We start from the raw sequence: 12,531 nt of genomic DNA, 5'->3' as shown, positions 1-12,531 counted from the left end.
CAGCACACCCATCCAGTCGAAGGAGAAAACCATGCCTTACGTCAACACACTCGATCTTGTCAGAGAGGCGGAGAAGCACGGCTACGCGGTGCCGGCGATCAACATTGTCGACCCGCTGACCATCGGCGCAATTGTCCGAGCCGCCGACGATGTCGGCTCCCCCGTCATCCTCCAGACCTCAGTGAAGACGGTCAAGAGCGCAGGCGCCGACGTTCTCTACGCAGCCGTGCGTCAAGCCGCCGATAAGGCGAGCGTCGGAGTATCGCTCCACCTTGACCACTGCCCCGACCGCGAGGTCATTACGCTCTGCGTCGAGAAGGGATGGAGCTCCGTCCTCTTCGATGCATCAGATCGCGATCTTGAGACAGCCCGCCGCGAAACAGCCGAAGTCGTCAAGGAGTGTCATGCCGCTGGCGTGACAGTCGAGTCCGAGATCGAGAACATCCTCGGAGTCGAGGACGGCGTCGGGTCCGATGAGGCGACACACGCGTACACGGTGGACCAGCTTGTCGAGGTCGCGAAGGAGACCGGAACCGACATGCTCGCCCCAGCTCTCGGTACCGCTCACGGCCAGTACACAGCAGAACCAGTTCTCGTGCCGGAGCGTGTCACGGAGATCAAAGACAAGCTTGACATCCCCGTCGTCCTCCACGGTGGCACGGGCCTGACCGATGAGCAGTTCCACTCGTTCATCGATAACGGCGTCTCGAAGATCAATATCTCGACCGCCCTCAAGCACGCGTACATGAAGTCGGCGCTTGCCTACCTGCGCGAGTGCGAAAAGGACAACAAGTGGGAGCCGGTCAAGCTGTTCGCCGAGGTCGAGAAGGCCTCTGAGGGAGTTATGCGCGAATTCGCTGGCATCTTCCGTTCAGCGGGCAAGGACGGCAACCGATGAAGGCCCTTATTTTCGACTGTGACGGCGTACTTGCTGACACTGAACTTGATGGTCACCTTGTCGCATTCAACGAGACGTTCGAACACTTCGGCCTGCCGTTCCGGTGGAGCAAAGAGAAGTACGATGAGCTCCTCGCTGTCGGCGGAGGCAAGGAGCGCTTCATCGCGTTCGTAAAGGAGAACCCGGACTACGAGAAGGCTCTTCCCGAGCCGCTCGAGGACTTCGTCCTCAAGGTCCACGCCGAGAAGTCTAAGCGCTACATCGACCGCGTTGAGGCCGGACTGCTACCGGGCCGGCCAGGCGTCGCCCGAATTATCAACGAGGCACTTGACGCCGGATGGCAGGTCGCTGTCGCGTCGACATCGGCCGTCGCCAGCGTCGAAGCTGTCATCCGCACCGTTATCGGCGAGGAGGGCAGGCAACGCCTCGCAGGCGTCTGGGCGGGTGACATGGTTCCGAAGAAGAAGCCTGCGCCCGACATCTACCTTGAGGCGATGAAGGGGGTCAATGTCGAACCGGAGAATGTCGTCGTCGTCGAGGATTCCAACACGGGGGCGAAGGCGGCCGCTGCAGCGAACGTCCGCTACCTCGTCACCCTGTCAACGTTCACCGTGAACGAAGAGTTCCCGAAAGCGACGACTGTCGTGAGCAACCTCGGAGAGCCCGGCGAACCGGCGACGATTCGGGAGGGTGCAGACGTTTTGCAGGACGGCATGATCACCGTCGAGTCCCTCGACGAGATCCTCAGCCTTCCCATCCCATCCGAATGAGCGGTCTACGGATCCGCCGCGACATGTGCAAGCTAAAGCTTGTACGAGTAGGACAGGCGGATCCGGTCACCGCGTAGAAGGATGCGGGTGTACTCGAACGGCACCCCGCCCGGGGTGCTCACCTGTTGCCTGAGGAGAAGGAGGGGCTCGCCGGGGTTGATGCTGAGCTTCTCTCCTTCCCACCGGGAAGCCCTTGTCGATTCGAGGGTTTCTTCGACATTGCCCATGACAAGACCGAACTCCCGGTCAAGGATGACGCAAAGCTGCTCGTTCTCGGAATCTTCGTCGAGAAGAGACGGCGCGAGGCTGAGCGGCACGCTCGAAATGTGGAGGGAGACCGGCTCATCCTCCACTCTGCGCAGACGCGTGATCGTCACGACGTCGGCACCGACCTCGATTCCTAGATGGCTGGCAACGTGCTTGTCTGCCTCGCCAATGCTCGCGTCGACCAGCTCGGTCGACGTCTTGTAGCCAGCGTCCTCCAGCTGCTGGCGCATGCCGGTGTATGCGGGTGATCTCGCCGAGATCTTGCCCGGCGCAACATACGTTCCTTTACCCTGAACCCGGAACAGGAGCCCCTCATTCACGAGCGACGTCAAGACCTGACGAACCGTCATGCGGCTCAGTCCGTACTCTCGGTTGAGCTCGTGCTCGGACGGGATCTTCGAGTTCGGAAGCCACTCACCTGCCTCTATTCGGCTTCGGAGAATTTCTCCGAGCTGCTGATAGAGAGGAATCGCGGACGTTCTGTCGAGAGTCGTCGGAGCTACGCTCTCGTCCGGCGACGCCACCGCTACGGGGATTTTCGGTGCCATCGAGAGTCTCCTTCTTGACCGACCTTGTCTAGCCGCGTGTACACTTGTAAACAATTGTATAGCCTGCGCAGTGCGCCCGGGAGTGATCAAGAGCGCACCACTGCGGACTTCCACCCGTCCCGTCTACGTCGACGAGGCCTGTTGGATCCAGCTTAATACGTGCATAGCCACACCCACGAAGGAAGTTACAGATGCCGAAGACGACCAAGCTCAAGACCCTGGTTCCGTGGGTCGAGATTGAGAGCACACCAGCGGATTGGGACAAGGTGCCCGAGCAGGACCTTATCAACATGCTCAGCCAGATCCACCTCATCCGCGCCTTCGAGGAATCAGTCCTCGACATGGCGGGCCAGAAGCTCATCAACGGTCCCGCCCACTCCAGCATCGGCCAGGAGGGTGGCGCAGTAGCCTCCGCGCTCATGCTCCGCGTCGACGATCAAATCAACGGCTCTCACCGCGGCCACCACCAGTTCCTCGCCAAGGCCTTCAACGCCGTTGCCGAGGAGGGCATCGACCTCCGCGAGGAGCTGTCCGACGAGCTCAACGACGTCCTCTACCGCACACTGTCGGAGATTGCGGGCCTCAAGGCCGGCTATTGCAAGGGCCGCGGCGGCTCGATGCACCTTCAGTGGAAGGAAATCGGCGCGATGGGGACGAACGCAATCGTCGGCGGCGCCGTACCGTTCGCGACGGGCTTCGCGTTCTCCTCAAAAATGCTCGGTACCGACGCTGTGTCGGTCACCTACTTCGGTGATGGCGCCACGAACATCGGATCGACCCTCGAAGCGATGAACCTCGCTGCCGCGTGGGATCTGCCGACGTGCTTCTTCATCGAGAACAACCTCTACGCTGTCTCAACTACCGCCGAAGAAGCGACGGGCGAGAGCCGCCTGTCAGGTCGCGGCCCTGGCTTTGGCATTGCGTCCTGGCGCGTCGATGGCATGGATCCTGTTGCCGTTCACATCGCGATGAAGGAAGCGGTCGAGTATATGCGTGCGGGCAACGGCCCGACGGTCATTGAGGCGCTTACCTACCGCTACTTCCATCAGAACGGCCCGATTCCTGGCTCCGCCTTTGGATACCGTACGAAGGACGAGGAGAAGGAGTGGCAGGACCGCGACCCGATCACGAAGATCGAGGCTCACATGATCCGGCGCGGCCTCGCCACCGAGGACTCCGTCAAGGAGTACCGCAAGCGCGCGAAGGCCATCATGGCGGAAACCATTGCGAAGGTCCTCGAAGATGATCCGGATGGCAAGCCGGGCTCGAAGCGGATCCGCCCGGAGCTGTGGCCCGACCCGGCGTTCCTCGATGTTGGTCTGCGCGACGACACGGATGCGGTCAAGCTGGAGGAGTGTCAGGAGATAACGGACGTTCCCGAATCCGAGCTCGTCGAGACGAAGTTCCTCGACGCCGTCGCATCAGTCATGCACCGTCGCATGGAGCAGGATGACCGGATTTACATCATGGGCGAGGACGTCCACAAGCTCAATGGCGGCTCCCGCGGAGCAACGAAGGGCCTCCCGGAGGCATTCCCCGGCAAGGTTCTCGGCACCCCCATCTCCGAGGCTGGATTCACGGGCCTGGGCGGCGGTGTCGCCCTCGACGGTCGTCTTTACCCCGTTGTCGAGCTCATGTACGCGGACTTCATCTGGGTCGCTGCCGACCAGATCTTCAACCAAATCGGCAAGGCTCGCCACATGTTTGGCGGCCAGCACCCAATGTCGATGCTCCTGCGCATTAAGATCGGCACCCGCACGGGGTACGGCTCGCAGCACTCGATGGATCCGGCTGGCATTCTCGCGACCAACCCCGGCTGGCGAATCATCGCACCGTCGACGCCGTACGACTACATCGGTCTGCTCAATGCCGCGATGAAGCTCGGTGATCCCGTCGCCGTGCTCGAGCACGACGCCGACCTCTACCGGAGCGTCGGAATGGCGCCGGCGGACCGTGACTTCACCCTGCCGGTGGGCAAAGCGGTTCTGCGTAGGACCGGCGACGAGGTGACCGTCATCAGCTACCTCTCGATGGTCGCTCAATCGATTGAAGCCGTCGAGAAGACCGGCGTCGACGCCGACGTCATCGACCTGCGCTGGCTCGACCGGGCCAGCATCGACTGGGACACGATCGGCGAGTCCGTCAAGAAGACCAACCGCATTCTCATCGTCGAACAGGCGAACGAGGGCACATCATACGGCGGATGGCTGGCCGACGAAATCCAGCGCCGCTACTTCGACTGGCTCGACGCCCCAATCATGCGCGTCCACGGATCCGAGTCCTCTCCCAGCATCTCCAAGGTGCTCGAGGCCGCGGCTCTCGCCGATGTCGATGATGTAGCGGACGCACTTGTCGCTCTGCGCGACAGCTGAAGGAGAACCTGATCCATGGCACAGTATTTCACCATGCCCGGCCTATCGGCCGATGCTGAAGAGGCCCTGCTCGAGGACTGGCTCATCAAGGAGGGCGATGAGCTCTCCGAAGGCCAACCGATCGCGACGGTCGAGACCGACAAGGCCGTTGTCGACATCGACATCACAGACGACGGGGTCGTTCATCGGCTCCTCGTTGACACCGGCACGTCCGTGCCCGTCGGCGACCCGATCCTTGTCCTTCGTGACAAGGACGAGGACCCGGCCGAGGCCGACCGCCTCGTCGAGCTCGCCACAGGGGCTTCCGCACCCGCGGCCGCTGAGTCGACTCCTGAGCCCGAGGCAACACACGAAGCCTCTCCCCCCGCGGAGCCCGCCGCTCCTGCGAAGTCAGCCCCGGAGCCCGGTGCGCCTGACTCTGTCGAGCCGAGCGAGTCGGACGTCGCCCCTGCCCGCACCGGCCGAATCTTCGTCACCCCGATCGTTCGCCGCCTCGCCCGCGAACAAGACATCGACCTGTCGACGATAACCGGAACGGGCGCCGGCGGCCGCATCATTCGCCGTGACTTTGAGAAGGCGCTCGCGGAGCGTGACACCGCAGCATCTGCTCCGAAGGCGGCCCCGGTACCTGCGGCAGCACCTGAGCCCGCGCCGACCTCAATCGACCCAGCAGCCTATCCGGATGCTGAGTTCGTTGAGCACACGAAGTTGCGGAAGATCATCGCCCGCAGGCTACAGCAGTCGAAGCGCGAAGCACCGCACTTCTACCTGCGGCGTTCAGTCCGCGTCGACGAACTCCTCGCCCTTCGCACGCAACTCAACGAAAGCTCGTCGGTACGGATCTCCGTCAACGACCTCATTGTTAAGGCCGCGGCCAAAGCGCTCGTCGACTTCCCCGACGTCAACTCTGTCTGGGACGATGCAGGGTCGTACCGTCTAGCCACGGTCGACGTCGCGGTTGCGGTCGCCTCTGAACGCGGACTCATCACCCCCGTTGTTCGAAACGCGGACCAGCTCGCACTGTCGGCCCTTTCCGCCACCATCAAGGACCTCGCGAGCCGCGGTAGCGAGAACCGTCTCAAGCAGGACGAGCTCGTCGGCGGTGCGCTAACCGTGTCGAACCTCGGCATGTTCGGGATTGAGAGCTTTGAGGCGATCATCAACCCGCCGCAGTCGGCGATCCTCGCGGTCGGCGCTGCGATAAAGAAACCGATCATTGTCGATGATGCCATTAGCGTTGGCACGATAATGGAGCTGTCGATCTCCGCCGACCATCGCAGTGTCGACGGCGCACTCGCAGCACAGTTCCTCAGCAGGATCGTCGAGCTTCTCGAGGCTCCGTTCGGACTACTGATCTAACTGACAGGGCCCACTCCGCCCGCCGGGGTGGGCCCTCAACACTTGGGAGGACACGACACAAACAACGAGAACAGGCCATCAATCTGACTTAACCACAACTCAACCCACCGCCGGCGCTCACCAGTTCACAGAAGAACAGGGCGCCGTCATGTTCAAGGAGGAACATATGGAATACGTCATGGGTATTGACGCAGGTACGTCTGTCGTTAAAGCAACGATCTTCAGTCTCGAGGGCCGCGAGGTCGCACGGGCCGCTCGTTCAGTCCCGATTGCAAACCCCGAGTCCTACATGGCCGAAGAGGATTTGCAGGATGTGTGGATGGCGGCCGTAGATGCCATCAGCGAGTCGCTGACAGGCTCCGCGATCACCCCCGACAGGATCCGCGCTGTCGCGGTCACCGGTCAGGGCGACGGCTCGTGGCTGGTCGACACCGCAGGTAACCCGGTCGGGCCCGCGATCCTGTGGACGGATGGCCGTGCTGGCGACATCGTTGACAGATGGGGTCAGGACGGAACCCTGTCGAAGACGTTCAAGATTACCGGCGGCGGACCCTACGCGGGAACGACCTCTGCGGTTCTCCGGTGGCGGATTGAGAACCAGCCCGAGCTCCTCGAGCGGGATGACATCCGCAACGTGTACTGCAAGGACTGGGTGAGCTACAACCTGTCCGGCGAGCTCAACTCCGAGCCGTCGGACTACTCGCTCATGGGCATCGACACGGTCGCCCGCGACTACTCCGACGAGGTGCTCGAAGACTTCGGCATCATGGCGGCCAAGAAGTGGCTACCCGAACTGAAGAAGAACACCGACCAGGTCGGTGTCGTCACTGAACAAGCATCTCATCTGACCGGCCTCAGGCCAGGAACGCCGGTCTTCAAGGGTGGCGTCGACATCTCGTGTTCCTCGCTTGGTTGCGGAGTCGCGGCGCCCGGCACAGCCATGGCCGTTATCGGCACTGCTGGCATCGTCACGGTCGCCACCGACAAGCCTGAGGATGCGTTTGTGCCGGCTGATGTCGGTTGGCTCATCCCCCACACGGATAAGACGTGGATCCGCTCCCTCGGCCTGAGCTCGGCAACCCCGAACCTCGAATGGTTCCTGCGCGAGTTCGGTGACACGTTCCGGTCGGAGGCCAAGGCGATCGAAGGCCGTAACCTCTACGATTACATCGATCAAGAGCTGAAGAAGATGCCTCCCGGCTCGGGCGGCGTCCTCTACCACGGCTACAACGCCCCCGGCGGCGAGCGTGCCCCGTTTATCAAGCCGAGTGCACGCGCGTCCTTCAACGGTCTCACCGGCAGCCACACCCGCTGGAACATGCTGAAGTCCGTCTACGAGGGCGTCGCCCTCGGCATCCGTGACTGTCTGGATCCGATCCCAGTCCAGGTCGACACGATCAATATGGCGGGCGGCGGTGCCAACTCACCCGTCTGGAGCCAGATCTTTGCGGACGTCCTTGGACGCACGGTCCTCATCCCGGCGGGCACCGAGTTCGGCGCCAAGGGTGCCGCGATCTGCGCTGCAACGGGCGTGGGCCTATTCGACTCCCTCGAGGAGGGCGTGGCCGCAACGGTCGAACCGCTGCGCTCCTACGAGCCCGACAAGTCGAAGACGGCGCTGTACGACGAGCTGTACGACATCTATGTTCGTCAGCGTACGGCGACGATGGAGATCTGGGATGATCTCCAGGCGTTCACCCGAAAGGCCAATCAGGCGTGAAAGCTATAGTCAAGACCGGTGATGGGCAGGTCAGCGTCCGCGAGGTCGCCGACCTGCCCGGGCCCGGCCCTGGCACGATCACGGTCAACGTCGCCGCTACCGGGATCTGCGGGACTGATCGAAACGAAATCGCGGGAACAGACGGAATGATTCCGAGGATTCTCGGTCACGAGGTCTCTGGCGTCGTCGCCGCCATCGGCGAGCCCGTCAAGGGCGTCCCCATCGGTGTCTCGGTCGGGGATCGCGTCGTTATGGAGACTGACGCCTATCTCTGCCGCTCGTGCCACTGGTGCCGGACTGAGCAGTTCAACCGTTGCCCGAACCGCACTGGGATCGGCCGCACAGCCGATGGTGGCCTGGCAGAGCAGATCAACATCCGCGCCGATGCCGTTCACCGCTTGCCCGACAATGTTTCGCTCCTCGAGGGTGCGCTACTCGAGCCGCTCGCTGTCGCCGTCCATTCGGTTCTTGAAGGACCGTTTAACGTCGGCCCGGGATCCACGGTCGTCGTCATTGGGCCCGGGACGATGGGACAACTGACTGCGCAGGTCTGTTCAGCTGTCGGAGCTCGCGTCATCATGGTCGGCCTCGACAGGCACGAGGCTCGGCTCATGACCGCAGCGGACAACGGAGCGTATGCGGCCGTCAGTTCCGAATCGACCGATGTTCGGGCTCTCGTCGACTCCGTGACGGACGGTATGGGAGCGGATCACGTGTTCGAGTGCAGTGGAGCCGTCGCGCAGGTGCGCAACGGGCTCGACTATCTCGGCAAGGGCGGCAAGCTCGGGCTTGTCGCTTTCTACAGGGAACCTCTTACGATCGATGCGATGCAGGTGTTGCACAACGAGCTTGAGATCGCTGGCTGCCGCGGCAAGCGCGCCTCGAGCTTCCGGACAGCACTCGCGCTTCTCGACGAAGACCGTCTATCACTCTCTTCCCTCATCGGCTCCGTCCGGCCGCTGGAGGAGTGGGATGAGGCAATCGGCGAGGTCGCACAGGGAATAAAGGTCATCATGCTTCCCGGTGGGGCGGCACTCGATACCCGCCCCGGTCAAGGATCCATTTAGAAGTCCTGAGCAAAGCGGGGCAGCCACATACGGGGAGTGCGAGGAGCTCGCGTTGAACGCGGGCCCTCGCTCTTTCCCCAGTCTGGTCCCAATGACAGACTGCTGGATGCTTCCTCCACAGCCCCGAGCTACTTAGCGACGACCCTCACATTCGCTTCGTCCATTGAGTAGAATTGATCGGAGCACACACGTGTGTCACGTCCAATGGTGGGCCGACACTCATGTTCTGCAATGACGCAGCAAAGGAACAACTTATGACGACAACTGACCAGGAATACGTGGAATACGTGGTCCGCACGGCGGCGGACACAGCTATCGCTAACGAGGATTATTTCTGCAGGCTCGACTCGGTCGTGGGTGATGGCGACTTCGGCTATTCACTCGCGCGCGGGTTTGAGCGTCTGCTCGAACAGTGGGATGAGATCGACCGTTCGAACCCGGCCATCTTCCTCCAAAAGACTGCCATGATCCTCACAAGCCGCATCGGCGGCTCATCTGGCCCCATCTGGGGAACCGCTTTCATGCGAGCATCCGCCGTCGCCCGCAAGCACCCTGAATTTACCGCACACACCGTCGTTGAGATGATTCGCTCAGCAATCGAGGGAATCCAGGCACGCGGCGGGGCAGAGCTCGGTGATAAGACGTTGCTGGATGCTCTCGCTCCGATGGCGGACGCAATTGAGGAGCGTGCTGAGACAGGCGCTTCAGGCCGCGAGATCGCAGAGTATGCGGCGAAGGTATGCGATGACGCTGCCGAGGCAACGAAGGAACTCATGGCGCGCCGCGGCCGCGCCTCGTACACGTCAGAGCGCTCCATAGGCTCTGTCGACGCCGGCGCGAAGGGCGTCGCTGTCATCGTCAATGAGATAGCCAAAAACTGGCCCGAATCCTAACCACCGAATCCCGCTGTGCGAACTGCGCAGCGATAGTGCTCAGAGGAGAACCAATGAAGAAATTTATGAACAACCCGAAGAACTTCGTGCCGGAAATGCTCGATGGAGTTGCCCGTGCGAATCCTGACTCCCTCAAGTACGTCCCCGAGTACAACCTCATCATGCGGGCGGATGCCCCGAACAACGACCGAGTGACGATTATCCAGGGCTCTGGTTCTGGTCACGAGCCCGCACACGTCATGACGGTGGGCCCCGGCATGCTGACCGGTGCGTGCCCGGGCGACGTTTTCGCGGCCCCGCCAATGGACTATGTTTACGAGTCCGCCAAGCTGCTCAACAGTGATAAGGGCATTCTCTTCCTCGTCAACAACTACACGGGTGACCGGATGGCGTGGGAGATGGCGAAGGAAGCCCTCGAGGCCGAGGACATGAAGATCGAGATCGCCTACGTCAACGATGACGTAGCTGTCCAGGACTCTACGTACACCGTGGGCCGCCGCGGCGTCGCAGGCAACTTCTTTGTCATGAAGGCAGCTGGCGCACTCGCCGAGAAGGGCGCCTCGCTCGAGGAAGTCAAGGCCATGGCCGAGAAGGTCAACGGCGTTATCCGCACGATGGGCATCGCCCTATCCGGCACGACGCCGCCCGCGAAGGGCGAGCCGATCTTCACCCTCGCCGACGACGAGATGGAGGTCGGTGTCGGTATCCACGGTGAGCCCGGCCGCCGCCGCGACAAGATGCAGTCAGCCGACGAGATCGTTGACGAGCTTCTCGGCGCAGTCGTGACCGACCTTCCGTACGAGTCCGGCGACGAGGTTGCGCTCATGATCAACGGCCTGGGCGGCACCCCGATCTCCGAGCAGTACCTCATGTACGGCATCGCACATCGCAAGCTCGAGGAGAAGGGCATCAAGGTCTGGCGTTCCTACGTCGGTGAGTACTGCACATCGCTGGAAATGGCAGGCGTCTCGCTTACCCTCTGCCGAGTTGACGACGAGCTGAAGGAGCTCCTCCTCGAACCGGCCGAGATCGCAATCCGCACCTTCTGATCCAGTGCTCTGATGGACGTGCCCGGCTCCCGCCGGGCACGTCCCTTTTGTGTTGGCCGGGGCCTTGTCGCATGCTTCTCTCCCCCGCGTGAAAGGGCTCGACCGTCACACAAAACTCAAGATGTATATACATGTCTATCTGCGCCTGGTAGACTGGTGTCGAGTAGTAAAGGAGCTGCTATGAGCACATATTCCGCTGTCAGCCTCGCAGTCAAGGATCTTGGTTTGGCTGCCCAGACCGACCAGGTTGACGATGTCCAGAGGGTTCTCAACACCTCTATTGATTATGGGACGTTCGACCTGCTGTCCCGCCGGGTGAAGAACCTCGGCGTCGGTGATGAGTTGCAGAAGGTCGTTGCGTATTTCAAGACACCGTCGGGTGAGACGCCCGCGGGGTTCCGCAGGGTGATGCGCCTGGCCGGTGACACTCTCATTGTCGACCTCGAGCGCGACATTTCCCGCGATACGAACGGCGCGAAGCGGCCGACGAAGACGCTGTACTCGGCGGACTCTGCGAACCCGTACGAGGTGGAACCGATCGCCCCATTTATCGCTAACCTCACCTGCAACCCGGGCATCATCTACGACCTTTTCCTCAACAATCCCGAGGCAAATGTTGGCAACAAGTACAAGGATCGCGATGAGGTCATGACCGCGCTTGGCGATGTCCTTGGCCCCGGATGTGACATTTCCGTTGAGCTCAACAACCCATTTAACCCGAATTTCGATGAGATTCTCGAGGAGGCCGAGCGGTTCCGCGAGATCCTCTCTCCGTGGCGCGTCGTCATTAAGGTGCCTCACACCGGTCCGGTCACCGCCGACAACTACAGGCAGCTACTGACAGGCAATGGACAGCTCGATGTCGCCTACGATAAGGGTTCAACCGCCGACATGCTGCGAGGCCACCGTCTCGCTCTCAAACTGCATGAGCACGGGTTCCGCGTGAACTTTACGCTCATGTTTGAGCCGTACCAGGCGCAGTTGGCGCTACAGGCGCGGCCTGCCTTCATCAACTCTTTCATCCGTCACAGGAAGTTGCAGAGCGAACGGATCACGAACCTGCTCGCAGCCTATGAGAGCTCCGGTGAGGCACACGTGGTCGATGAGCTACGTAGCTACCTCATCGCAAACGACTACCTGCCCGCTGGCTCCGAGAACGTGAGCGAGAAGGATGTCCTTGCGAAGGCGAATGACGTTCAGCGTCACCGCGGCGGCAGGGACGGCGAGCCCGCCGACGGGCTGGATAACGTGCGTCACAACCTGCGAGCTCTACGCCAGGCGAACCTGCCGGACACCCGACTCATCATCTGTTCGATGGAGGGCCCGGATATGTACCCCGAGATCGACCGGCTCCTCACAGAACCTGAGTTCGAAGACATGGCAGGCCGGATCGTCATCACGACTGAACCGCAGTACCTGGCACGCTTCACCTCAACGAACCAGGTCGTGTCATACCAGCGCCGCTTCATGAAGGCGGCTGACGGCGCATCCTGACCGTCGAACCCCTCAGAGCAGTGAAGGGTGGTGCCCCGCGGGGCACCACCCTTCATGCGTGACGTGAGCTCGCGTCGCACGAGAGCTCACGTCT

Annotated in this window: 10 protein-coding genes; 9 read left to right on the top strand and 1 reads right to left on the bottom strand. The window is 61.8% G+C overall.

Annotation, left to right across the window (positions count from 1 at the left end):
• The first annotated feature begins 31 nt into the window (after positions 1 to 31).
• Entirely contained in the window at positions 32 to 898 is an 867-nt protein-coding gene (locus H7E91_RS01575; RefSeq protein WP_182353296.1) for a class II fructose-bisphosphate aldolase, read from the top strand.
• Positions 895 to 1,668, top strand: coding sequence for an HAD-IA family hydrolase (locus tag H7E91_RS01570; protein WP_182353295.1), 774 nt, complete (start codon positions 895 to 897; stop codon positions 1,666 to 1,668). Before H7E91_RS01575 ends, H7E91_RS01570 begins: the two co-directional genes overlap by 4 nt.
• Positions 1,669 to 1,700: 32 nt before the next feature.
• Here H7E91_RS01570 and H7E91_RS01565 read toward each other — a convergent pair whose 3' ends face one another.
• Positions 1,701 to 2,483, bottom strand: a complete 783-nt coding sequence (locus H7E91_RS01565; RefSeq protein WP_182353294.1) for a GntR family transcriptional regulator — start codon at positions 2,481 to 2,483, stop codon at positions 1,701 to 1,703.
• A gap of 191 nt (positions 2,484 to 2,674) precedes the next feature.
• On the opposite strand from H7E91_RS01565, the gene H7E91_RS01560 reads away from it, so the two are divergent.
• The 7 genes from H7E91_RS01560 (at position 2,675) to H7E91_RS01530 (ending at position 12,437) form a co-directional block, all read left to right on the top strand.
• Positions 2,675 to 4,855, top strand: a complete 2,181-nt coding sequence (locus H7E91_RS01560) for an alpha-ketoacid dehydrogenase subunit alpha/beta (protein ID WP_182353293.1) — start codon at positions 2,675 to 2,677, stop codon at positions 4,853 to 4,855.
• A gap of 15 nt (positions 4,856 to 4,870) precedes the next feature.
• Positions 4,871 to 6,214 (top strand): dihydrolipoamide acetyltransferase family protein, encoded by a 1,344-nt coding sequence (locus H7E91_RS01555; RefSeq protein ID WP_182353292.1) that lies wholly within the window; start codon positions 4,871 to 4,873, stop codon positions 6,212 to 6,214.
• A gap of 166 nt (positions 6,215 to 6,380) precedes the next feature.
• Entirely contained in the window at positions 6,381 to 7,934 is a 1,554-nt protein-coding gene (locus H7E91_RS01550) for an FGGY-family carbohydrate kinase (RefSeq protein ID WP_182353291.1), read from the top strand.
• Positions 7,931 to 9,001 (top strand): zinc-binding dehydrogenase, encoded by a 1,071-nt coding sequence (locus H7E91_RS01545; RefSeq protein WP_182353290.1) that lies wholly within the window; start codon positions 7,931 to 7,933, stop codon positions 8,999 to 9,001. Before H7E91_RS01550 ends, H7E91_RS01545 begins: the two co-directional genes overlap by 4 nt.
• 254 nt (positions 9,002 to 9,255) lie before the next feature.
• Positions 9,256 to 9,894, top strand: a complete 639-nt coding sequence (dhaL, locus tag H7E91_RS01540; RefSeq protein WP_182353289.1) for a dihydroxyacetone kinase subunit DhaL — start codon at positions 9,256 to 9,258, stop codon at positions 9,892 to 9,894.
• Positions 9,895 to 9,947: 53 nt separating this feature from the next.
• Positions 9,948 to 10,943 carry a dihydroxyacetone kinase subunit DhaK gene (gene dhaK, locus H7E91_RS01535; protein ID WP_182353288.1) on the top strand — a complete coding sequence of 332 codons (996 nt, stop codon included), beginning with the start codon at positions 9,948 to 9,950 and terminating at the stop codon, positions 10,941 to 10,943.
• Positions 10,944 to 11,123: 180 nt separating this feature from the next.
• Entirely contained in the window at positions 11,124 to 12,437 is a 1,314-nt protein-coding gene (locus H7E91_RS01530; RefSeq protein WP_182353287.1) for a transaldolase family protein, read from the top strand.
• Positions 12,438 to 12,531: the final 94 nt, after the last annotated feature.

Origin of the sequence: Flaviflexus huanghaiensis (assembly GCF_014118685.1) — a bacterium.
Classification (GTDB): Bacteria; Actinomycetota; Actinomycetes; order Actinomycetales; family Actinomycetaceae; genus Flaviflexus; species Flaviflexus huanghaiensis.
This window is presented reverse-complemented; position numbering and strand designations above follow the sequence as displayed.